Source organism: Streptomyces sp. NPDC005706, assembly GCF_040631045.1.
GTDB lineage: Bacteria > Actinomycetota > Actinomycetes > Streptomycetales > Streptomycetaceae > Streptomyces.
The window spans coordinates 186,165-209,289 of the sequence record NZ_JBEXYS010000001.1 but is presented as its reverse complement, the minus strand read 5'-3'; the positions used below and the strand labels follow the sequence as shown (position 1 = coordinate 209,289).

The window sequence follows — 23,125 nt, the reverse complement described above, 5'->3', positions numbered from 1 at the left end:
GTCGTGCTGTGCTCAGCCCGCCGGCCAGGGGACCTGGGGCGACTTGTAGTAGCTCATCCCCAGGGCGTCCCAGCGCGGGGCCTGGGCCGCGAGCCGGACCTTGTAGGTGTCCCAGTCGTGGGTGGCCGCCGGGGACCAGCCCAGCTCGGCCGCTCCGGGCAGGCGCGGGAAGGCCATGTACTCGATGTCGGAGGACTTGGTGAGGGTCTCCGACCACAGCGGCGCCTCGACCCCCCGGACCGCCGAGGCCGGCGCGCCGGGCAGGTAGCTGCCGGGGTTCCAGTCGTAGGAGCGCCGCACCTCGACGTAGCCCGCCCACTTGGTGCCCAGCCGCGTGCTCGCGGTGTACTTCATGTCGAGGTAGAACCGGTCGGCCGGGGACAGGATCAGGCCGGTGCCGTTCTGGGCGGCCTTGGCCACCTGGGCCTTCTCCGTGGCGCTGGTGCCTTCCACGCCCCAGTACTGGGCGAGGGCGCCCTTGACGGGGGTGGCCCCGGTGAGCTGGTGCCAGCCGATGACCGTCTTGCCGTACCTGCCGACGACCGGCTGGACGCGGTTCATGAACTTCACGTAGTCGGCGTGGCTCGTGGAGTGCGCCTCGTCGCCGCCGATGTGCAGATAGCGGCCGGGGGTGATCGCGGCCAGTTCGCGGATCACGTCGTCCACGAAGTCGTACGTCACCTCCTTCGGTACGCACAGCGAGCTGAAGCCGACCTGGGTGCCGGTGTAGAGCGGGGGTGCGGTGCCGTCGCAGTTGAGCTGCGCGTAGGAGGCGAGGGCCGCGTTGGTGTGGCCGGGCATGTCGATCTCGGGCACCACCTCCAGATAGCGGGAGGCGGCGTAGCGGACGATGTCCTGGTAGTCGGCCTTGGTGAAGTAGCCGCCCTTGCCGCCGCCGACCTGGGTGGAGCCGCCGTAGGTGGTCAGGCGGGGCCAGGAGTCGACGGCGATCCGCCAGCCCTGGTCGTCGCTGAGGTGCAGATGCAGGGTGTTGATCTTGTACAGGGCCAGCTCGTCGATGTAGCGCTTGACCTGACCGACGGTGAAGAAGTGCCGGGAGACGTCCAGCATGGCGCCGCGGTAGGTGTAGCGGGGGCGGTCCTCGACGGTGCCGCCGGCGATCCGCCACGGGCCGGGCTGGAGGCTCTTGCGCTCGACGGACGCCGGAAGGAGCTGGCGCAGGGTCTGGACGCCGTGGAAGAGGCCGGCGGGGGCGCTCGCGGTGATGGTGACGCCCGTGGGTCCGCTGGTCAGCCGGTAGCCCTCGGCGCCGAACCGGTCGCCGGTCAGGTGGAGTCGGATGCCGCGGGTGCCGGTCTCGGTGACCGGCACGCGGTAGCCGGTGGACGGGCGCAGGATGCCGGCGAGGTACTCGCCGATCCGGCGGACCTCGTCCGAGCCGTCCACGCGGACGCCGGTGGCCCAGGTGACGCGGTACGGACGCCCGCCGGGCTGTGTCTCGGCGGGCGCCGGGACCACCCGGGCCAGTGGGGTGGGCGCCGCGGCGGCCGTCGGCGCCGGGGCCGCGCCGACGGCGGTCACGCCCGCCGCCGCGACGAGCAGCAGGGATCCGAGGACGCGGGTCAGCCGGGGAGTCGTGCTGTGGTGCCGTCTCACATGCGCTCCCTTCACGAGTGGTAAAGACCACTCTCCCGCAGATCCGGTGAATCAATCCCCGCCCTGCGGAAATCCCCCGCAGGAACGGCGGTTGGGCCCTCGGTGCGGCCGTCCGGCCCCTACTTCGCCGTACGGGCCACCGTGAAGTGGTCGATGCGCCTGCCGGTCTCGGCGATGCCCGACACCGTCAGCGTGGTCCGGCGGCCCTTCGGCGCGGGTGTGACGTCCACGCGCAGGAAGGAGTAGTCGAGGTAGCGCACCCGGGACCAGGTGACCGTCTCGTTCCGTTTGCCGTCCTCGGTGTTGACGAAGGAGGCGACCGAGTCGACCTCGTGCTCGTGGCCCTCGTAGGAGTCCGGGGCGGAGAAGGCGTACAGACCGCGGCCCGCCGCGCCGGCCGTGACGTAGACCACGCCGTCGGTCTCGGGGTGGGCGGTGCCGCCGATCGGCAGCTTCCTGGTGACCCGGCCCGCCTTGATGACGTCGGTGCGCTCGTACTGGTGGTTGTGGCCGTTGATGACCAGGTCCACGGTGTACTTCTCGAACAGCGGCACCCACTCCTGGCGGACACCGCCCTCCGAGGCGTGCGCGGTGGAGGTGCAGTAGGCGCAGTGGTGGAAGAAGACGACGATGAAGTCGACGTCCTTCGCGGCGCGGTACCGCTTGAGCCGCGCCTCCAGCCAGGAGGTCTGGGTTCCGCCGGAGATGCCCAGGTTCGCGGGGATCTCGAAGGAGATGTCGTTGGCGTCGAGCGAGATGACGGCGGTGTTGCCGTAGACGAAGGAGTAGACGCCGGGCAGGTTCTCGCGGTCCGGACCGTTGTCGGGGAGGGTCCAGCGGGCGTCCTCGCCGCCGTAGCCGTTGGGCGAGTACCAGGCCTCCATGTCGTGGTTGCCGTAGGCGGGCATCCAGGGGACCTGCTTGGCGACCGACTCGGTCTGGTGCAGGAACTGGTCCCAGGTGCGCGAGTCGAAGCCGGTGTCACTGGCCTTGCCCTGGCCGGCCGGGTCGCCGTAGGCGATGTCGCCGGCGTGCAGGTGGAAGGCCGGGTTCTGGCCGAGGATCAGAGCGTTGTTGGCCAGGCCGTGATAGCCGACACCCTCGTCGCCGAAGGCGGTGAAGGTGAAGGGCGCCTTGTGGGCGGGGGCGGTGGTGAAGGTGCCCAGGGTGCCCAGCAGGTGGGGCTCGGCCGGGTCGAAGCCCTGGTGGCCGACGCCGTAGTAATAGGTGCAGCCGGGCCGCAGGTGGGTGAGCTTTGCGTGCAGGTAGTACTGGGTGTGGTCGCCGCTCGCGCCGACACCCGCCGGGGTGTGGAGGGTGCGGACCTCGGCGTCGATCCGGCGGGAGAGGTCCCAGGGGTGGGCGCCGACGCGGATGAAGGGCTTCTTCACCGCGACGGGGACCTGCCAGGAGACGCTGATCTCGGTCCGGGGGTCGTTGCCCCAGGCGAGGTGGCGGCCGAAGGGAGCGACCAGGGAGCCGTCGACCCGCTCGGCCGCGGGCGCGGTGCGCGGGGTGGCGACCGTGGCCCGGGCACTGGCGCCCGACACGAACGCGCCGCCGGTGACGGCGCCCAGGGTGACGGCGCCGCCCCTGATCATCGTGCGCCGCGAGAACCTGGAGCGCAGATACTCGTGCCGCTCGGCCATGCCCATGCGCGCGGCCAGCTTCTCGGGTACTCCCATACGAGGAATGTCCATGACGTCTGAAACTCGTCCGGCCGGGCAACGCGGCGCGGGACACAGGGTGGACAGCCCGCAAACAGAGCGCCATAAGACTTCCAACAGCCCCCTGCCCGGAATCGGGCAGGATTCTTGCGAAACTCGCGCTCTTACCCCAGGATCTACCGGGTGCACGAGGAACTTGTCGATCACCTGACGCGATCCACGCCCCTGAGCAGGGGCGAGGCGCTGCGGGTGGTGCAGGACGTGCTCGCCTATTTCGACGAGACGACGCACGACTACGTCCGTCGCCGCCACCGCGAGCTGCAGGCCCAGGGCCTGACGAACACGGCGATCTTCGACCGGATCGAGGCGGACCTGAAATACCGGGCGGTGGCGCCGCCGGAGCTGACGCTCAGGCAGCTGCGCCGCATGGTCTACGGCTGAGACGCCAGACTGAGAGATACCTATACATGTGCGGAATTGTCGGATACATCGGCAGGCGTGACGTGGCTCCGCTGCTCCTGGAGGGCCTGCAGCGCCTGGAGTACCGCGGCTACGACTCGGCGGGCATCGTCGTCACGTCCCCGAAGACGGCCGGCCTGCGGATGGTCAAGGCCAAGGGCCGGGTGCGCGACCTGGAGGCCAAGGTCCCGGCACGCTTCAAGGGCACCACCGGTATCGCCCACACCCGCTGGGCCACCCACGGCGCCCCCTCCGACGTGAACGCCCACCCGCACATGTCGGCCGACAGCAAGGTCGCCGTCGTGCACAACGGCATCATCGACAACGCCGCCGACCTGCGCCGCAAGCTGGAGGCCGACGGCGTCGAGTTCCTCTCCGAGACCGACACCGAGGTCCTCACCCACCTCATCGCCCGCTCCACGGCCGAGAAGCTGGAGGACAAGGTCCGCGAGACCCTCCGGCTGGTCGAGGGCACGTACGGCATCGCGGTGATGCACGCCGACTTCAACGACCGCATCGTGGTGGCCCGCAACGGCTCCCCGGTGGTCCTCGGCATCGGCGAGAAGGAGATGTTCGTCGCATCGGACATCGCCGCCCTGGTCGCCCACACCCGGCAGATCGTCACGCTGGACGACGGCGAGATGGCCACCCTCAAGGCCGACGACTTCCGCACGTACACCACCGAGGGCACCCGCACCAGCGCCGAGCCGACCACCGTGGAGTGGGAGGCGGCGTCGTACGACATGGGCGGCCACGACACGTACATGCACAAGGAGATCCACGAGCAGGCCGACGCCGTGGACCGGGTGCTGCGCGGCCGCATCGACGAGCGGTTCTCCACCGTGCACCTGGGCGGCCTCAACCTGGACGCCCGCGAGGCGCGCCGGATCCGCCGCGTGAAGATCCTCGGCTGCGGCACCTCGTACCACGCGGGCATGATCGGCGCCCAGATGATCGAGGAGCTGGCCCGCATCCCCGCCGACGCCGAGCCGGCCTCCGAGTTCCGCTACCGCAACGCGGTCGTGGACCCCGACACGCTGTACGTCGCGGTCTCCCAGTCCGGTGAGACGTACGACGTGCTCGCCGCCGTGCAGGAGCTGAAGCGCAAGGGCGCCCGGGTGCTCGGCGTGGTCAACGTGGTGGGTTCCGCGATCGCCCGCGAGGCCGACGGCGGCATCTACGTGCACGCCGGTCCCGAGGTCTGCGTCGTCTCGACGAAGTGCTTCACCAACACCACGGTCGCCTTCGCCCTGCTCGCCCTGCACCTCGGCCGCACCCGCGACCTCTCGGTGCGCGACGGCAAGCGGATCATCGAGGGCCTGCGCAGGCTGCCGGAGCAGATCACCGAGATCCTCAAGCAGGAGGAGGACATCAGGCAGCTCGCCGAGAGCTACGCCGAGGCCCGCTCCATGCTCTTCATCGGCCGCGTCCGGGGCTACCCGGTGGCCCGCGAGGCCTCCCTGAAGCTCAAGGAGGTCTCCTACATCCACGCCGAGGCCTACCCCGCCTCCGAGCTGAAGCACGGCCCGCTGGCCCTCATCGAGCCGGCCCTGCCGACGGTCGCGATCGTCCCCGACGACGACCTGCTGGAGAAGAACCGCGCGGCCCTGGAGGAGATCAAGGCCCGCAGCGGCAAGATCCTCGCGGTGGCGCACCAGGAGCAGGAGAAGGCCGACCGGACCATCGTGGTCCCGAAGAACGAGGACGAGCTGGACCCGATCCTCCTGGGCATCCCGCTCCAGCTCCTCGCCTACCACACGGCGAAGGCCCTGGGCCGGGACATCGACAAGCCGAGGAACCTGGCGAAGTCCGTCACGGTGGAGTAGCGACTCCCTCCGCCCGACGGCGCGAAGAACGGACCCCCGCGTTGCCACCTCGTACGCGGGGGTCCGTTCTCGTGCCGCTGCGATCAGCCGGCGGCCGTCACCCGCCGGCTCGCGGCACACCTCGGTGCGATGACCCGTATATGCCCTTCACAAGGGCACAAACACCTCTACGGGCGAGTAGTTTCCGGTTGCACAAAGGGAGTTGACGGAGCGTCGGCGAGGAGCGGGCCTCAGGGGATGACGATGACCGGCCGCTGCGCCCGCTTGGCGAGCCGCCCGGCCACGGAGCCGAAGATGCGGCCCACGATGCCGTGGGTGGTGCCGACCACGATCGCGTCGGCCTCGTACTCCCGCCCCACCTCTTCGAGTTCGTGGCAGATGTCACCGCCGCGCTCGACCAGGATCCAGGGCACCTCGGCCAGATAGTCCGCGCAGGCCAGTTCGAGACCGAGCACCTCGGTGCGGTGGTCCGGCACGTCGACGAAGACGGGCGGCTCGCACCCGGCCCACACGGTGGTGGGCAGCCGGTTGGCCACATGGACGATGATCAGTCCCGAGCCGGAGCGGTGGGCCATGCCGACCGCGTAGGCGAGGGCGCGCTCGCTGGAGGTCGAGCCGTCGAAGCCGACGACCACACCGTGCAGGAAGGCGGGGTCGCAGGACGGGCGCGACTCTGGCGCCGCCAGGGGATCGGCCGCCGTGGGATCGGCGACGGGCCGCTTGCGGTCCGCGGGTTCGAAGAATTCGTGACCGGCCATGACTGTCTCGGCGTTGTGATCCTTGTGTGGGTGGGAGTGACATCGAGCGGCGGAGCAGTGTCCGGGATTCGTCTTCCCAACCCCATACCCCCAAGGGTACGGCGGCACGCCTCCTCTGCCCATTTCCCGCGCACGCTCCGTAAGCGGGGCCCCCGAATGTCCGTGGGGGTTCCACGGAGCATGCACGAGCGGCGCCCGTAACGCAATGGTTGCTGCCTCGTACAGGCGGTTTGCACAGCATGAACGGAGCAGCGTTCGGTGACCGACGGATCGAACGGGCGTTGATCTCCCCGAGCCACCGCCACAGGGAGTACGAGTTGCCCGTACCGAGATCCTCCACCGACCCTCGCCCCGCCCCGGACACCACGAGCGAGGTGATCCGCTGGGCGGCGTTCAGCTGTGTCCTCGTTCCCGTGGTCCTCGTCTGGTACGGCACCTCGCTCGCCGGCGCGGCCGGCACCGCCTTCGGACTCGCCGCCGTCACGGCCGCCTGCCGGGTGCTGCTGCGGCGGTCCGAACGTTGCGCCGAGCAAAGAGGCGGTCGTCACACCCGAGGAGAGACACCGGTCGACTGACCGGTTTCCGTACCCTCGAGCGCTTCTTTTCGGCCAACTTCCGGATACCGCTCGGGAGGGGTCCCGACCACCCCCCAACCCCCGTTCCACCTGCACGGAAAGGGTCCGGGCCGGCCTCCGCACCCTACGCGGTTTGGCCACTGCGACAAGGCGCACTTCCCTGCGCGCCCCACGAGTGCAACGCTTCGTGATCGAATGCTTCACGCCAAGTTGTCATGTCGACAATGTCCGGCGTGTCGAACTGGCCACCGTCAGACCGCGGTAGCCAGTAGATTCGATCTTGATGTCTTACGGCGGGGGACTCGTGCAGGACCGAGGGGAAACGTGCAGGAGCGACACAACCGAGGAGCCGCGACCACCGAGGGGGGCTTAGCAGGATGAGCCACGACTCCACTGCCACGCCGGAAGCCGCGGCCCGCAAACTGTCCGGGCGCCGCCGCAAGGAGATCGTCGCGGTGCTGCTTTTCAGCGGCGGCCCCATCTTCGAGAGTTCCATACCTCTTTCGGTGTTCGGAATCGACCGCCAGGACGCCGGAGTACCGCGCTACCGGCTGCTGGTGTCCGCCGGCGAGGAGGGCCCGCTGCGGACCACGGGGGGCCTGGAACTCACCGCGCCACATGGGCTCGAGGCGATCTCACGCGCCGGGACGGTCGTCGTACCGGCCTGGCGCTCGATCACCTCGCCTCCACCGGAGGACGCGCTCGACGCGCTGCGCCGGGCCCACGAGGAGGGCGCCCGCATCGTCGGGCTGTGCACGGGCGCGTTCGTCCTCGCGGCGGCCGGCCTGCTGGACGGCCGCCCGGCGACCACCCACTGGATGTACGCGCCGACGCTGGCCAAGCGCTATCCGTCGGTGCACGTGGATCCGAGAGAGCTGTTCGTCGACGACGGCGACGTCCTGACGTCGGCGGGTACGGCGGCCGGGATAGATCTCTGTCTCCACATCGTGCGGACGGACCACGGCAACGAGGCGGCCGGCGCGCTCGCCCGGCGCCTGGTGGTCCCGCCGCGCCGGTCGGGCGGCCAGGAGCGCTATCTCGACAGGTCTTTACCCGAGGAGATCGGCGCCGACCCGCTCGCCGAGGTCGTCGCCTGGGCGCTGGAACACCTCCACGAGCAGTTCGACGTGGAGACCCTGGCGGCACGCGCCTACATGAGCCGCCGTACGTTCGACCGCCGGTTCCGCTCGCTCACCGGCAGCGCGCCGCTGCAGTGGCTGATCACCCAGCGGGTGCTCCAGGCGCAGCGGCTGCTGGAGACGTCGGACTACTCCGTGGACGAGGTGGCGGGCCGTTGCGGCTTCCGCTCCCCGGTCGCGCTGCGCGGGCACTTCCGCCGCCAGCTCGGCTCGTCCCCGGCCGCCTACCGCGCGGCCTACCGGGCGCGCCGGCCGCAGGGCGAACGGCCGCATGAGGCGGAGATCCCGGTGCAGCCCGGACCGGGCGGGCCGGGCCTGGGCGGTCCCGGACCGGTCGGCCACGCGCCGCCGGTGCTGCACCCGGACCGCGAGAGCGGGGTGCCGATGCAGAGCCGCCGGCAGGCGGCGGGCGCGGTGAGCCTGCTGCCGGGGCCGCGCAGCGGGAGCTGAGCGAGTAGCGGGAAGGGGAGGGGCGGGGCACGGCTCCGCCCCTCTTCCGCTGTCGTCCTTCTGTGTGCACACCGACAAGGTCGCCGCACGCCCGGTCCGGCCCGGGGCGGCGCGCCGTAAGGTGAGACACATGAACGATCGCATGGTGTGGATCGACTGCGAGATGACCGGCCTCTCGCTGTCCGACGACGCGCTCATCGAGGTGGCCGCCCTCGTCACCGACTCCGAGCTGAACGTGCTCGGCGAAGGGGTGGACATCGTCATCCGCCCGCCGGACTCGACGCTGGAGACGATGCCGGAGGTGGTGCGTGAGATGCACACCGCGTCCGGGCTGCTGGAGGAACTGGCCGGCGGCACCACGCTGGCCGACGCCGAGGCGCAGGTCCTCGCCTACGTCCGCGAGCACGTCAAGGAACCAGGCAAGGCCCCGCTGTGCGGCAACTCCGTCGGCACCGACCGCGGCTTCCTGCTGCGCGACATGCCGACCCTGGAGGACTACCTCCACTACCGCATCGTCGACGTCTCCTCGATCAAGGAGCTGGCCCGCCGCTGGTATCCCCGGGCCTACTTCAACAGCCCGGAGAAGAACGGCAACCACCGCGCCCTCGCCGACATCCGCGAGTCGATCGCCGAACTGCGCTACTACCGCGAGGCCGTCTTCGTCCCGCAGCCCGGCCCGGACTCCGAAACCGCCAGGGCGATCGCCGCCAAGCACGTCCTGCCCGCGCGGTAGGACCTCGCGGACGGCCGCCGGGGTCCGCTCGGGACGCGCGCGAAAACCCGTGCGCGAGCACCCCTTCGGACCCTGTAGACTTCTTCTCGGCCGGTGGGGGAAAGCGCTCCTCGAACTCCGGTCATGGTGGGTGTAGCTCAGTTGGTAGAGCACCTGGTTGTGGTCCAGGTGGCCGCGGGTTCAAGTCCCGTCACTCACCCTGAGTAATCAGCCGGTGACTCCGTCTAAGGACGAGGTCACCGGCTGATTCGTTTTTGCGCCCGCCTCCCCGTGGCGGGTGACTGGCGTCACCCGCCCGGAAGGACCGTCACGACGACGCCCGGCCCACCAGTTCCGTGGGCAGTACCGCGTGGCGGCGTTGCGGGTCGCGGGCGAGGGCCGGACGGCGGTCGGCGATCTCGGTGAGGAGCAGGTCGATCATGGCGCGGCCCATCTCCTCGATCGGCTGGCGGACGCTGGTCAGCGGCGGGTCCATGTGCCGGGCGATGGCCGAGTCGTCGTAGCCGACCAGGGCCACGTCGCCGGGGACGCTTCGGCCCGCCTCGCGCAGCACCTGCCGGGCGCCCGCGGCCATGACGTCGGACCCCGCGAAGACCGCGTCCAGGTCCGGGTGGCGTCCGAGCAGGGTCGTCATGGCCCGCCGGCCGCCCTCGTCGGTGAAGTCGCCGGGTTCGATCAGTCCCTCGTCCACGGGCAGGCCCGCGTCGCGCAGGGCGTCGCGGTAGCCGTCGACACGGCGCTGGGCGCCGTAGACGTCGAGGCGGCCGGTGATGTGGGCGATCCGGCGACGGCCCCGGGACATCAGGTGCTCCACCGCGGAGCGGGCACCCCCGTAGTTGTCCGAGTCCACCGAGGTCAGCGTCTCGGCGGCCGAGCGGGGGCCGCTGATCACCGCGGGGATCTCCAGCTGGGACAGCATGTCCGGCAGGGGGTCGTCGGCGTGCACCGAGACCAGCAGGACGCCGTCGACGCGATGGGCGGCCAGGTACTGCGCCAGCCGCTGCCGCTCCCGGTCGCTGCCCGCGAAGATGAGCAGCAACTGCATCTCGCTGTCGGAGAGTTCGGATCCGACGCCGCGCAGCATGTCGGAGAAGTACGGCTCCGAGAAGAAGCGGGTCTCCGGCTCCGGCACCACCAGCGCGATGGCGTCGGTGCGGTTGGCCGCGAGGGCCCGCGCCGCGGTGTTGGGCACGTAGCCGAGTTCCGCGACGGCCGCCTCCACGGCGGCCCGGGTCGCCTCGCTCACCCGGGGCGAGCCGTTGATCACCCGCGAGACCGTGCCTCTGCCGACACCGGCACGGGCGGCGACCTCTTCCAGCGTCGGCCGCCGACTGCTCCGGCTCCGCTCTCCGTTGACTGGCATGGTCTCCGCCTCCCGCTCACAACCGACCGGCCGGGGGATTGTCCGCTACCGTCCGGCCAGGAATGTAACCGAGATCCCACAGCACCCGCTCTCATCATCCCGCGCCCGCCGCGCCCGCGGTGCCGGGCCCCCGGCGGGCGGCCCGGCACACGACGCCGGGAGGTGCCGCCACCGTGGCGGCGGCACCTCCCGGCCGGGCCGCGGGGCGGACGTCAGAGCCGCGGGTCGGCGTCCGGCAGCGCGTTGCGGCGGATCACATCGGAGTACCAGTGGGCGCTGGCCTTGGGGATGCGGCGCTGGGTGCCGTAGTCCACGTAGACGGCGCCGAACCGCTTCGAGTAGCCGTAGGACCACTCGAAATTGTCCAGCAGCGACCACAGGAAGTAGCCCCGGACGTCGACGCCGTCGGCGATGGCGCGCCGGACCGCGTCCAGGTGACGGCTGAGGTAGGCGATCCGCTGCGGGTCGTTCACCTTCCCCTCGGGGGAGACGTAGTCGTCGAAGGCGGCGCCGTTCTCGGTGACCATCAGCGGCAGACCGGGGTGCGCCGCCGCCGTGCCGGCCAGCAGCGTGTGCAGGCCGTCCGCGTCGATGGCCCAGTTCATCGCCGTCAGCTCGTCGTTGGCGAGGTGGAAGGAGACGTCCTCGGAGCCGGTCCACGGCGAGTGGTCGCTGGCCCCGTGACCGTCGTTCTTGGTGGCGCCGGCGCCGTCGGCGGGCCGGGAGACCACGGTCGGCGAGTAGTAGTTGACGCCGAGCACGTCGATCGGGCGGGAGATCTCGGCGAGGTCGTCGCCGCGCACCAGCTCGTCCCAGTCGACGATGCGCGCGGTGTCCGCGAGCAGGTCCTGCGGGTAGGCGCCGTCGAGGATCGGGCCGGTGAAGATCCGGTTGCCGACCGCGTCGATGCGGCGGGCCGCCTCCACGTCGCCGGGGGCGTCGGTGAGCGGGCGCACCTGGTGCAGGTTGAGGGTGATGGAGAGCTGCGCGGTGCTGGGCAGAACGGAGCGCAGCGCCCCGACCGCCCGGCCGTGCGCGAGGTTGAGGTGGTGGGCGGCGCGCAGGGTGGCGGCCGCGTCGGTGCGGCCGGGCGCGTGCACGCCGGAGCCGTAGCCGAGGAAGGCCGAGCACCACGGTTCGTTGAGCGTGGTCCACACCCCGACGCGGTCCCCCAGGGCCCGGCCCACCGTCTCGGCGTACTCGGCGAAGCGCTGCGCGGTGTCCCGCTGCGGCCAGCCGCCCGCGTCCTCGAGCTCCTGGGGCAGGTCCCAGTGGTAGAGGGTGGCGACGGGGGTGATGCCGGCCTCGAGCAGTTCGTCGGTGAGACGGCGGTAGAAGTCCAGGCCGCGTTCGACGGCGGGCCCCCGCCCGGTGGGCTGCACACGGGACCAGGAGACGGAGAACCGGTACGCCTGCAGGCCGAGGTCCTTCATCAGCGCCACGTCGTCGCGGTACCGGTGGTAGTGGTCGGCGGCGATGTCGCCGGTGTCGCCGTTGCGCACCCTGCCGGGCGTGCGGCTGAAGGTGTCCCAGATGGAGGGCGTGCGTCCGTCCTCGGCGGCCGCGCCCTCGACCTGGTAGGCGGCGGTGGCCGCCCCCCAGACGAAACCGGGCGGGAAGGACAGGTCCGCGGCCGGCCGGGTCGTCGGCTCGGGTCGTACAGCGGTCATGGTGAGAGCGCTCCCAAAGTGGCGTGTGGAAAGGTCGGTCTGCTGCCCGGGACGGCTGTGCCGTCAGCCCTTGACGGCGCCCGACATGATGCCCCCGACGATCTGCTTGCCGAAGATCACGAAGACCAGCAGCAGCGGAAGCGTGCTGATCAGCGCGCCGGCCATGACGATGCTCTGGTCGGGGGTGTAGGAGGCGCTGAGCTGGCCGAGCGCGACCTGGATGGTGGGGTTCTGCTGGTTCAGGGCGAGGAAGGGCCAGAAGAAGTCGTTCCACGCCTGCACGAAGGTGAGCATCCCGAGCACCATCATGGCGGGCCGGGCCACGGGCAGGACCACGCTCCACACGATGCGGAAGTTGGTCGCGCCGTCCACCTTGGCGGCCTCGATCAGCTCGTAGGGCAGGGCCTCCAGCAGGTACTGGCGCATGAAGAAGACGCCGAAGGCGCCGACGAGGGTCGGGAAGATCACCGACTCCAGCTTCCCGCCCCACCCGATGTCCGACATCATCATGAACAGCGGGACGACGCTGAGCTGCGGCGGGATGGTCAGCGTGGCGATGACTGCGGTCATCAGGAAGCCGCGGCCGCGGAAGCGCATCTTGGCGAAGGCGTAGCCGGCCAGCGTGCAGAAGAACAGGGTCGCCGCGGTGATGCAGCCGGCCACGATGACGCTGTTGACGATGGCCTTGCCCAGGTTGGCCTGCTCCCAGGCGGCCTGGAGGTTGCTCCACAGTCTGCCGCCGGGCAGCAGCGGCGGCGGGCTGTCCAGGACCCGCTGCTGGTCGTGCGAGGCGGCCACCAGGGTCCAGTACAGCGGGAAGATCGATCCCAGGCCGACGATGACGAGGGCCACGTAGGTGAAGGGACCGCCCTTGAGCTGCTGGCCTGCGCCGAGCTTGAGGCGGGCGCGGCCACCGCTGCCGGGGGCGGACGGGCGGGCCGGGGTGAGGTCGGCCGCGGTCTTGATGGGACTGGTCGTGGTCATCGAAGTCGCTCCCGTCAGGCCGCGCTCTTGCGCACGAACCGGCCGACGATCCAGTTGATCAGGGCGATCAGCAGCAGCAGGACGAGCATCGCCCAGGCCACGGCGGCGGCCGGACCCAGGTGCCCCAGCTTCCAGCCGTAGTTGAAGAGGTAGATGCTGAGGGTTTCGTACTGGTGCTCGCTGCCGCCGATGGACCCGAGCGTTCCGCCCTGCAGCAGCAGCGGCTCGCCGAACAGCTGCATGGAGCCGATGGTCGAGATGACGATGGTGAACAGGATCGTCGGCCGCAGCGAGGGGATCGTCACCTTGCGGAACTGCTGCCAGCGCGACGCGCCGTCGATCGAGGCGGCCTCGTACAGATCGGTCGGCACGGCCTGCATGGCCGCCAGGTAGATCAGGGCGTTGTAGCCGGTCCAGCGCCAGATCACGATGACCGAGATGGCGATCTTGGACGTCCACTCGCCGTTGCCCCAGTCGATGTTGCCGATGCCGGCGAAGTGCAGCACCCAGTTGAGGATGCCGCCGTCCGCGCGGAAGACCAGGGCGAAGACCAGCGCCGCCGTCGCCACCGAGGTGGCGTACGGGGTGAGGATGAGCGTCCGCCAGAACGTGCTGGCCCGCAGCTTGTAGTTGAGCAGGTGGGCCAGGCCCAGCGCCACGAGGAGCTGGGGAACGGTCGATATGACGCCGATGACGAAGGTGTTGGCGACGGCGGTCCAGAACTCCGAGTCCTGGAGGATCCGGGAGAAGTTGTCCCAGCCGACCCACTCGGACTGGCCGAGGCTGGTCATCTCGACCCGGTGCAGGGCGATCCAGCCGGTGTAGAGGAGCGGATAGAGCCCGAAGGCTCCGAAGATGAGGAAGAAGGGCGCGATGTAGGCGTAGGGCGACGCCAGGTCGTCGAAGCGCCACAGCCGGCTGCGCCAGGTGCGGGGGCCGGGTCCGTTCGACACGGCGCCGGAACCGCCGGGCGGCGGGCTGTACGCGCCCCGGGTCGGGGTTGCTGTTGCCACGGAGGAGTCCTTATCTGCAGGGTTGCGGCCGGATGCGGGGCGGGCACGGCGTCCACCGGACCGCGCGCCGGCCCCCGTCCCGCGCGCCACGGCGGCCGGTACGGTACCGAGCCGCCCGGCCGGGCATCCAGAGCCCGGCGTCCCGGATCCGATGCGCTGAACCCGGTCCGCCGGACCGGGTCCGCCGGGCGCGGCTCGCGGGCGCGGCTTCCGGGCCGGTGCCACGGCCGGGCCGGCGCCCGGATCCGTCACCGGTGCCGGGTGCCATCGCGCCGGCGGTGCCGCGTCGCCGCCCGTGTACCGGTGGGCCCTCGCGGTCACGGCACCGGCGCGGTGGGACCCGGCCGGACGCGCGGGCGCGGGGCGGGCGGTCCGAGGGACCGGCCCGCCCCGGCGCGCGTCAGCCGATCGCCTTGTCGATCGTCTCGGTCGCGGCCTTCCATGCGTCGGCGGGCTTGGTGCCCCGCTGCTCCATGTTGTTGATCTGCGTGGAGATCGTGTCCTTGATCACCGCGTCCTTCGGGCCGAGCACCGCCTCGGGGATGGACTTGGCCTCGTCCGCGTAGATCTCACCGATCGGGGCGTTGTTGAAGTACGGGAGCTTCGCGCTCTTCACGTCGGCCAGTTCGTAGGCGCCCTTGTTGGACGGGAAGACACCGATCGCCTTGAACACGGCGGCCTGCTGCTCGGGCGCCGTCAGCCACTTGACCAGCTCGGTGGCCTCCTTGACGTGCTTGCCGCCCTGCGGGACCGCCAGGAAGGAGCCGCCCCAGTTGGCCGCCGTGGAACCGGGCGCGCGGGAGATGTCCCACTTGCCCTTGTAGGCGTCACCGGAGTTGGTGGAGATCTGGCCGGCCATCCAGGCCGGGCACGCCACCGTGGCCACGCTGCCCTTGCGCAGCGCCGCCGTCCAGGCGTCGGTGAACTGCGGCAGACCGTGGGTCAGCTTCTTGGACGCGGCTTCGGCGGAGAGGTCCCAGCCCTGCTGCACCGAGGCGCTGTCCTTGTAGACCGGCTTGCCGTCGGTGTCGTAGTACTGCTTGTCCGAGGAGCTGACGACCGCGTTGAACATGGCGCTCGCGGAGTCCATGAAGTAGGTGCCGGACGGCGCCTTCTTCTTGTACTGCTCGCCGAGCTTCAGGTAGTCCTCCCAGCCGCCCGCTATCGCCTTGGCCACCTCCTCGCGGTCGGTGGGCAGGCCCGCCTTCTCGAACAGGTCACGGCGGTAGCACAGCGACATCGGGCCGATGTCGGTGCCGGCGCCCACCACCTTGCCGTCCTTCGTGGTGGCCTGGTTCTCCTTCCAGGAGACCCAGTCCTTGACGTCGATCGACTTGCTCAGGTCGGCGAACTTGTCCGCCTGGGTGTCGACGACCTCCTTGATCCGGCCGACCTCGACACCGGTGACGTCTCCCAGACCGCTGCCCGTGTTCAGCTGCTGAAGGAGCTTGGGGTAGTAGTCCTGCTCGTTGGCGGTGACCTCTTCCTTCACCGTGATCTTCGGGTGGAGCTTGTGGTACTTGGCGAACAGGCCGGCCTCCTTGTAGCCGAACTGCCCGAAGTCGGCCACGGTGAGCGTGATCGATCCGTCGGCCGAGGTGTCCGAGTCGTCGTCGCTGCTGCAGCCCGTCAGCAGCAGGGCCGATGCCGTCAGGACCGTGGTGGCGAGGGCCGCCGCTCTGCGACGGCGACCGCCACCGCCGTCGGTACCGGTGATGCGCATTCCACTACTCCTTGTTCCGGTGAAAAACGGGACCCCAGGAAGCGGACCGTCAGGGATCGACGGTCCGGACCTGCCCTCTCGATTTCGAGCAGCGGCCGGCTCACAGCACGCGACGTGCGGTGCAAAGACGCTGGTCAACGGTGTGTCGTGCGAGGCAGAGGGAAAGGTCATCAGTGCTTTGATCCGCGCGAGCCGGTCCCCCGAACTTCCCGTGGGACCGCTCCCACGCGGCATGCCGGAAGACTCCTTGCTGTGGGGGCCGGGTGTCAAGACTTGAAAACAGCGTTGTTGCCTGAGCGTGTCCCAGACGTCACGTGAACGTGTCACGAAATCCCCTGCCCCGCTCTGGACATCCCCGCGTCACCCGATGGATCTTCGCTGGTCACAGGGATGATCTTCGCGCCGGCCCGGCGGACGGCCCGGACGGGGCGGCCGGCCGCGGAACGCGCTGGGACACAATGAGGCAACCCCTTGCCGCACACCGGAAGGTGAACGATGAGCCACGCCCAGCCGCCCGAAGCACTCGGCGTCCGGCGCCCGACGCTGAACGCCGTGGCCGCTCGGGCCGGTGTCGGCCGTGGCACGGTGTCCCGGGTGCTCAACGGCTCCCCCAAGGTGAGCGACCGGTCCCGGGCCGCGGTGGAGAAGGCGATCGCCGAACTCGGCTACGTCCCCAACCGCGCCGCGCGCTCCCTGGCCACGCGCCGTACCGACGCCGTGGCCCTGGTCGTTCCGGAAGCCGAGAGCCGGCTGTTCGCGGAGCCGTACTTCTCGGGCATCATCCGGGGCGCCTCCGCCCGGCTCACCCAGGCCGGCATGCAGTTGCTGCTGGTGCTGGCGCGCGACGGGAAAAAACACCGGCGCCTTGCCTCGTACCTGACCGCCCAACGGGTGGACGGCGTACTGATGGTGGCCGTCCACCGCGACGACACCCTCCCGGATCTGCTGGACGAGCTGTCGGTGCCCACCGTGCTGGCCGGGCGGCGCGGCGATCCGGAACCGCTCGGCCATGTCCGCGCGGACAACGGCGGCGGCGCCCGGAGCGCGGTCCAGCACCTGCTCGGCAGGGGGCGGCGCAGCATCGCCACCATCACCGGTCCCCTGGACATGGACGCCGCCCGGACCCGGCTCGACGGCTACCGCGAGGCGCTGCGGACAGCGGGAGTCGCGGTGGACGAGGAACTGATCGAGCAGGGTGACTTCACCGAGGAGGGCGGGCGCGCGGCGATGCGCGAGCTGCTGCGGCGGCGCCCCGGACTCGACGCGGTGTTCGCGGCCTCCGACGTGATGGCCTCCGGGGCGGTGCTCGAACTGCGCGCCGCGGGCCGGCGGGTCCCGGACGACGTGGCCGTCGTCGGCTTCGACGACTCGATCGTGGCGCGGCACATCGACCCTCCGCTGACCAGCGTCCGCCAGCCGATGGAGGAGATGGGGCGCGCCATGGCGGACCTGCTGCTGGACGAGATCGCGGGCAGGGCCGGCCGGCGCGAGGTGGTCCTGCCGACCCGGCTGGTCGTGCGGGAATCGGCCTGAGCGCCACCGGCACCGCACGGCTCTGCCACGGGTCGTGAACCGGAACCCGCGCGTCAGCGGCCGACCGGAACCGGTCGCGGGTCTCGAACCGGAACCGGCGGCGAGCCGTGAACCGGAACCGCCCGGAGCTCTGGAAGGGGCCGGCCGTGAGCCGCGGGCCGGGCCGGCCGCGAGCTGTGGGAACACGGGTCGGAGAGGGTGGGGGCTTCCGCATGGGAGCGCTCCCATGCACAATGGGGCGCAGCCGATCCGGGGAGTCCTTCCATGACAGAGCCCTTGCCGCCCGCGACCTTCCCGCCCGCCTTCCTCTGGGGCGCCGCGACATCCGCGTACCAGATCGAGGGTGCGGTGCGGGAGGACGGCCGAACTCCCTCGATCTGGGACACCTTCAGCCACACCCCCGGCAGGACGGCGGGCGGTGAGACGGGTGACGTCGCCGTCGACCACTACCACCGCTACCGCGAGGACGTGGCGCTGATGGCGGAGCTGGGCCTGACCGCCTACCGCTTCTCCGTCTCCTGGTCCCGGGTGCAGCCGACCGGCCGGGGCCCGGCGGTCCAGGTGGGCCTGGACTTCTACCGCCGCCTGGTCGACGAACTGCTGGCGCACGGCATCAAGCCGGCGATCACCCTCTACCACTGGGACCTGCCCCAGGAGCTGGAGGACGCGGGCGGCTGGCCGGAGCGGGACACCGCCCACCGGTTCGCCGAGTACGCGCGGCTGGTCGGCGAGGCGCTCGGCGACCGGGTGGACCAGTGGATCACCCTCAACGAGCCGTGGTGCAGCGCCTTCCTGGGCTACGGCTCGGGCGTGCACGCCCCCGGGCGCACCGACCCGGCGGCCGCCCTGCGCGCGGCCCACCACCTCAACCTCGCGCACGGCCTGGGGGCGGCGGCCCTGCGCTCGGTGCTGCCGGCCCGTGGCGAAATCGCGCTCAGCCTCAACTCCTCGGTGGTGCGCCCGCTTTCCCAGAGCCCGGCCGATCTGGCGGCGGCCCGCCGGATCGACAACCTGGCCAACGGCGTCTTCCACGGCCCGGTCCTGCACGGCGCCTACCCCGAGACCCTGTTCGCCGAGACCGCGTCGGTCACCGACTGGTCGTACGTGCTGGACGGGGACCTCCGTACGATCAGGTCGCCGCTGGACGCGCTGGGCCTGAACTACTACACCCCGACCCTGGTCTCGGCGGCGGACGGCAAGGCCGCCGGCCCGCGTGCGGACGGTCACGGCGCCGCCGCGCACTCCCCCTGGCCGGCCGCCGACGACGTGCTGTTCCACCAGACGCCGGGCGAGCGCACCGAGATGGGCTGGACCGTCGACCCGACCGGGCTGCACGAGCTGATCACACGTTACTCGCGCGAGGCGCCCGGCCTGCCGCTGTACATCACGGAGAACGGCGCGGCCTACGACGACAAGCCCGACGCCGACGGCCGGGTGCACGACCCCGAGCGCGTCGCCTATCTGCACGGCCACCTGGCGGCGGTCCGTCGGGCCATCGCCGACGGCGCCGACGTCCGCGGCTACTACCTGTGGTCCCTGCTGGACAACTTCGAGTGGGCGTACGGCTACGACAAGCGGTTCGGCGCGGTGTACGTGGACTACTCGACGCTGGAGCGCACCCCGAAGTCGAGCGCCCGCTGGTACGGCGAGGTGGCCCGGGCGGGGGCGCTGCCGACGGCGGTGGAGCCGGTGGCCTGAGAGACCGTCCGGCGGTCCGGGTCGCCGTCCGGTGACGCCGGCGGCGGGGGCGCGGCACCCGGGTAGGGGGTGCCGCGCCCTCGTCATACCGCCGTGCCGAGGCGGCCGGTGCGGCCGCCGCGGCCCGCTCAGTTGAAGGCGCCGAAGGCCTTGGCGAAGGCGAACCTGTCCTGGGTGATGGAGCTGCAGGTGGCGTCGGCGGTGGGCTTGGTGCCGCCCTCGCACTGCTTGTCGCGGGTCGCGGACCACATGGAGAGCCAGCCGAGTCCCTTGGACTTGGCGAAGTTCACGAGCTGGGTGGCGTCGTCGACCTTGAAGACCTCGGAGGAGACATCGTTGACACCGATCATCGGGGTGACCGCGACCGTCTTCCAGGCGGCCTGGTCGGACAGCCCCAGCACGCTCTTGACCTGGGCCTGGGTGGCGGTGGCGGCCTGCTCGGCGTAGGTGCCCATGTCACCGCTGTACGCGGGGCCGTAGTCCATCGCCATGATGTTGACGGTGTTGATCCGCACGCCGTTGGACTTGGCGTTGGACAGGAGGTTGACGCCGTCCTGGGTCAGGCCCTCGGGCATCACCGGCAGGGTGAAGGAGACGTCCAGGTTCGGGTGCTGGGCCTGAAGCTTGGCGATGGCCTGGGCCCGGCGGGTGTTGGCCGCGGTGTTGGGCAGCGCGCCGCCCTCGACGTCGAAGTCGACCTTGGTCAGCTTGAAGGCGTCCACGGCCTTGCCGTACGCCGCCGCCAGGGCGTCCGCCGAGGAGCAGGTGGTGGCCAGCTCCGAACCGGAGGCACCGCCGAAGGAGACCCGGACGTCGCCGCCCTTGGCGCGCAGGGAGCCTATCTGTGCGGCGACCGCGTCGCCGGTGAGGTCGGTGACGCCGCCCCACTTGGGGGTGCAGCCGCCGCCGTCGGTGACGAAGGCGAGGTTGAAGTTCTTCACGCCGGTCGCGTCGGCCGCGGCGAGGAGGTCGAAGGCCGGGTAGAGGGAGGTGTCCACGTAGGGGGCGAAGCCGGCCGAGGCGGTGGTGCCGGTGCCGGTGCTCTGCGTGGGGGTCGGGGTCGCACTCTGGCTGGGGGTGGCGCTCTGGCTCGGCGTCGCGCTGGGGGCCGGGGTCTGGGTCTGGGTCGGGCGGCCGCTCGGCTCGGGGGTGGCGCCGTCGTCAGCGGAACAGCGCGCGTCGTCGACCCGGCAGCCCGTCGGGTCGCCCTTGCCGTTGACCACGAATCCGACGGTGACCGACTTGCCGACGGCCAGGCCGTCGGTGTCCCACTTCGCGGGCTTCACGGTGACGTGCTGACCGCTGACGGTGGATTCGCCGTTCCACAGGGAGCCGAGCTTGGCGCCCGCCGGGAGGTCGAACTCCAGCGTCCAGGTCTTCTCCGTCTGGCCGCTGTTGTTGGTGACGACGTACTGCGCGGTGTAGCCCGTCGACCAGTCGCTCGTCTTCGTGTACGCGGCGTTGACCCCGGCCGCGTTCGCCGTACCGGTGAGCAGGAGGGCGCCGCCACCGATCACGGCCGCGGCCACCACGGAGCCGATCGCCTTGTTCCTGCCACTGATCCTGCGCCGGTGCGTGCTCATGCGCGTGCCTGCCTTCGCTGTTCACGGGGGGTGGGGTGCGGCAGCACGCTAGCGAGCCGGAAACGGGCAAACGGGCCTATGGGGACGGCCGTCGCAGTCCTTAGGGTGCGCTTAAGGAAGGGATCGGGGACGGTTAAAGGTCGAGACCAATCCGTGGTCCGGTGCGAACGGAGCGTCAGCGGGCGCCCGCCATCCGCCGGCGTCCGCGCACGCTGCTCCGGTGCCCCCGGCCGGCCGGCTTGCGTCCGTCGAGCTGGAACCAGATCCGCACCTCGGTCCCGCCCAGCACCGAGGAGCCGATGCGCACGTCACCGCCGGTGGACTCGGCGAGGCGGCGCACTATGTCCAGGCCGAGCCCGGTCGAGCCCGCGCTCCCCGAACCGCGGCCGCGGGCCATCGCCGCCTCGGGGTCGGGTATGCCGGGGCCGGCGTCGGAGATCAGCACGATCACCGCGTCCTCCGCGTTGTGCACGTCGACCGCGAAGGCGGTGCCCTCGGCCGTGTGCCGGAAGACATTGCCGAGCAGCGCGTCGAGGGCGGCGGCCAGATCGGCGCGGGCCACGGGCAGGCGCACCGGCCGCTCGACCCCGGCCACCCGCCATTTGCGGCCCTCGTCCTCGGCCAGCGCGGACCAGAACTCCATGCGTTCGCGGACCACTTCGGCCGCGTCGCAGCCGGCGCCCGGACCGGCGGCCACCGTCTGCGGCTTGGCCTCCCGGGCGGTGCGGATGATGGTGTCGACCTCCCCCTCCAACTGGGCCACGGCCGCCCGGGTCTGCTCGGCGGCGGGCCCGGCACCGAGGGAGGCCGCGTTCAGCCGCAGCACGGTCAGCGGGGTGCGCAGCCGGTGCGACAGGTCGGCCGCCAGCTCACGCTCGTTGGCCAGCAGTTGCACGACCTGGTCGGCCATGGAGTTGAACGCGACCGCCGCGAGCCGCAGTTCGGTCGGCCCGTCCTCCGGCACCCGGGCTCCCAGCTTGCCCTCGCCCAGCTCCCGCGCGCCCTCGACCAGCCGTTGCGCGGGCCGCACCATGCGCACTCCGAGACGGTCGGCGACCGCGACCGAGCCGACGATCAGCGCGAGCCCGACCGCGGCGAGCACCGCCCAGGCCGTGCCGACGCCGTTGCTCGTCTCGGACTCGGGCACGTACACCTCGACGACCGCGATGCCGGAGCCGAGCGCGACCGGCTGGAGCAGCGTGGAGCCGCCGGGGACGGAGGTGGTGGAGGCGCGGCCCAGTCTCCGCACGGCCGCGATGTCCTTGCCGGCGGCGCGCTGCCGGCCCAGGTCGAGCGCGCTCCGGACTCCGTCGGCGGGCAGGTGCACGGCCATCCCGGAGTCGGCGCCGGCGGAGGCCACGACGCGTTCGAGCTTGTCCCGGTCGGTGGTGATGGACAGCGCGGGGGCGACCGCGGCGGCCTCCCGCTCGGCGTTGGAGAACGCCCGGTCGCGGGCCATCTCCTTCACGACCAGCCCGAGCGGTACGGCGAAGGCGACCACGACCATGGTGGTGACCGCGAGGCACACCTTGACCAGAGCCCATCTCATCGCGGCGGCTCCCCTCCCCCGGGCGGCTCCAGCTTCACGCCGACACCCCGGAGGGTGTGCAGATAGCGCGGCCGGGCCGCGGTCTCCCCCAGCTTGCGGCGCAGCCAGGACAGATGGACGTCGATCGTCTGGTCGTCACCGTAGGACTGCTGCCAGACCTCGGCGAGGAGTTCCTTTCGGGCCACGACGACTCCGGGGCGGCCGGCCAGGAAGGCGAGCAGGTCGAACTCGCGGCGGGTCAGGTCGAGCCGGGCGCCGTCCAGTTCGGCCTGGCGGCGCAGCGGGTCGACGGTGAGCCCGCCGACCCGCAGGACGCTGGAGGGCGGTGCCTCACCGCCGGTGGCCCGGGCCCGGCGCAGCACGGCCGCCATGCGGGCCGACAGGTGCTCGACCGAGAACGGCTTGGTCAGGTAGTCGTCCGCCCCCGCGTTGAGCAGCCGGACGATCTCCGCCTCGTCATCGCGCGCGGTGGCGATGATGACGGGCACGTCCGTGATGCCGCGCAGCATCTTCAGGGCCTCGGAGCCGTCCAGGTCGGGCAGTCCGAGGTCCAGGACGACCACGTCGAAACGGAGATGGGCGACCTCGCGCAGCGCCTCCAGTGCCGTACCGACGCTGCGCACGGTGTGTGAGGCGTCGGTCAGGTGCCGGATGAGCGCCGAGCGTACGAACTGGTCGTCCTCGACCACGAGCACACTTGCCATGCGCCGCACCGTACGCCATGCGGCCAACGCCGGTGCCCCGCCTGTGGACAAGCCGGGACGAGTGCGCATCCCGGTGCCCCT

Annotated in this window: 18 protein-coding genes and 1 tRNA gene; 8 read left to right on the top strand and 11 right to left on the bottom strand. The window is 71.3% G+C overall.

Features of this window, described 5'->3' with window-relative positions; genetic code table 11:
- Positions 1–12: 12 nt before the first annotated feature.
- A complete protein-coding gene (locus ABZ478_RS00945; RefSeq protein WP_359544379.1) occupies positions 13–1,617 on the bottom strand; it encodes a beta-N-acetylhexosaminidase in 1,605 nt (534 codons plus the stop codon).
- Positions 1,618–1,736: 119 nt separating this feature from the next.
- Complete coding sequence (locus ABZ478_RS00940) at positions 1,737–3,302, bottom strand: metallophosphoesterase family protein (protein ID WP_359544378.1); 1,566 nt, start codon at positions 3,300–3,302, stop codon at positions 1,737–1,739.
- 165 nt (positions 3,303–3,467) lie between these two features.
- On the opposite strand from ABZ478_RS00940, the gene ABZ478_RS00935 reads away from it, so the two are divergent.
- A complete protein-coding gene (locus ABZ478_RS00935) occupies positions 3,468–3,725 on the top strand; it encodes a hypothetical protein (protein ID WP_359544377.1) in 258 nt (85 codons plus the stop codon).
- Positions 3,726–3,751: 26 nt separating this feature from the next.
- Positions 3,752–5,569: a glutamine--fructose-6-phosphate transaminase (isomerizing) gene (gene glmS / locus ABZ478_RS00930; protein ID WP_359544376.1), complete on the top strand. Its 1,818-nt coding sequence runs from the start codon at positions 3,752–3,754 to the stop codon at positions 5,567–5,569.
- Positions 5,570–5,799: 230 nt separating this feature from the next.
- Here glmS and ABZ478_RS00925 read toward each other — a convergent pair whose 3' ends face one another.
- On the bottom strand, positions 5,800–6,327 hold the full coding sequence (locus tag ABZ478_RS00925) for a universal stress protein (RefSeq protein WP_358937851.1): 528 nt from the start codon (positions 6,325–6,327) through the stop codon (positions 5,800–5,802).
- Between the two features lie 317 nt (positions 6,328–6,644).
- Here ABZ478_RS00925 and ABZ478_RS00920 point away from each other — a divergent pair, with 317 nt between their 5' ends.
- The 4 genes from ABZ478_RS00920 to ABZ478_RS00905 all read left to right on the top strand — a co-directional run bounded on the left by ABZ478_RS00920 (position 6,645) and on the right by ABZ478_RS00905 (position 9,423).
- The gene (locus ABZ478_RS00920; RefSeq protein WP_359544375.1) at positions 6,645–6,902 is read left to right on the top strand and encodes a hypothetical protein; all 258 of its coding nucleotides are present in this window, start codon (positions 6,645–6,647) and stop codon (positions 6,900–6,902) included.
- A gap of 377 nt (positions 6,903–7,279) precedes the next feature.
- Entirely contained in the window at positions 7,280–8,491 is a 1,212-nt protein-coding gene (locus ABZ478_RS00915; RefSeq protein WP_359544374.1) for a helix-turn-helix domain-containing protein, read from the top strand.
- Positions 8,492–8,621: 130 nt separating this feature from the next.
- Positions 8,622–9,224, top strand: a complete 603-nt coding sequence (gene orn / locus ABZ478_RS00910; protein WP_359544373.1) for an oligoribonuclease — start codon at positions 8,622–8,624, stop codon at positions 9,222–9,224.
- Positions 9,225–9,350: 126 nt separating this feature from the next.
- Positions 9,351–9,423 (top strand) — tRNA-His (locus ABZ478_RS00905).
- 108 nt (positions 9,424–9,531) lie between these two features.
- Here the strand turns inward: ABZ478_RS00905 and ABZ478_RS00900 are convergent.
- The 5 genes from ABZ478_RS00900 to ABZ478_RS00880 form a co-directional block, all read right to left on the bottom strand.
- Positions 9,532–10,587 (bottom strand): LacI family DNA-binding transcriptional regulator, encoded by a 1,056-nt coding sequence (locus tag ABZ478_RS00900; RefSeq protein WP_358937843.1) that lies wholly within the window; start codon positions 10,585–10,587, stop codon positions 9,532–9,534.
- Positions 10,588–10,799: 212 nt separating this feature from the next.
- Positions 10,800–12,257, bottom strand: a complete 1,458-nt coding sequence (locus tag ABZ478_RS00895) for a GH1 family beta-glucosidase (RefSeq protein WP_359544372.1) — start codon at positions 12,255–12,257, stop codon at positions 10,800–10,802.
- A 63-nt stretch (positions 12,258–12,320) separates the two neighbouring features.
- Complete coding sequence (locus ABZ478_RS00890; protein WP_358937839.1) at positions 12,321–13,241, bottom strand: carbohydrate ABC transporter permease; 921 nt, start codon at positions 13,239–13,241, stop codon at positions 12,321–12,323.
- Between the two features lie 14 nt (positions 13,242–13,255).
- On the bottom strand, positions 13,256–14,254 hold the full coding sequence (locus ABZ478_RS00885) for a sugar ABC transporter permease (protein ID WP_359544371.1): 999 nt from the start codon (positions 14,252–14,254) through the stop codon (positions 13,256–13,258).
- A 400-nt stretch (positions 14,255–14,654) separates the two neighbouring features.
- Positions 14,655–15,977, bottom strand: a complete 1,323-nt coding sequence (locus ABZ478_RS00880; protein WP_359544370.1) for an ABC transporter substrate-binding protein — start codon at positions 15,975–15,977, stop codon at positions 14,655–14,657.
- A 495-nt stretch (positions 15,978–16,472) separates the two neighbouring features.
- On the opposite strand from ABZ478_RS00880, the gene ABZ478_RS00875 reads away from it, so the two are divergent.
- Positions 16,473–17,510 (top strand): LacI family DNA-binding transcriptional regulator, encoded by a 1,038-nt coding sequence (locus tag ABZ478_RS00875; protein ID WP_359544369.1) that lies wholly within the window; start codon positions 16,473–16,475, stop codon positions 17,508–17,510.
- 264 nt (positions 17,511–17,774) lie between these two features.
- On the top strand, positions 17,775–19,208 hold the full coding sequence (locus ABZ478_RS00870) for a GH1 family beta-glucosidase (RefSeq protein WP_359544368.1): 1,434 nt from the start codon (positions 17,775–17,777) through the stop codon (positions 19,206–19,208).
- A gap of 128 nt (positions 19,209–19,336) precedes the next feature.
- Here the strand turns inward: ABZ478_RS00870 and ABZ478_RS00865 are convergent, their stop codons facing one another.
- The 3 genes from ABZ478_RS00865 to ABZ478_RS00855 form a co-directional block, all read right to left on the bottom strand.
- A complete protein-coding gene (locus tag ABZ478_RS00865) occupies positions 19,337–20,791 on the bottom strand; it encodes a cellulose binding domain-containing protein (protein WP_359544367.1) in 1,455 nt (484 codons plus the stop codon).
- A gap of 175 nt (positions 20,792–20,966) precedes the next feature.
- Entirely contained in the window at positions 20,967–22,340 is a 1,374-nt protein-coding gene (locus ABZ478_RS00860) for a HAMP domain-containing sensor histidine kinase (RefSeq protein ID WP_359544366.1), read from the bottom strand.
- Positions 22,337–23,044 carry a response regulator transcription factor gene (locus tag ABZ478_RS00855; protein ID WP_359544365.1) on the bottom strand — a complete coding sequence of 236 codons (708 nt, stop codon included), beginning with the start codon at positions 23,042–23,044 and terminating at the stop codon, positions 22,337–22,339. Before ABZ478_RS00855 ends, ABZ478_RS00860 begins: the two co-directional genes overlap by 4 nt.
- Positions 23,045–23,125 lie beyond the last annotated feature (81 nt).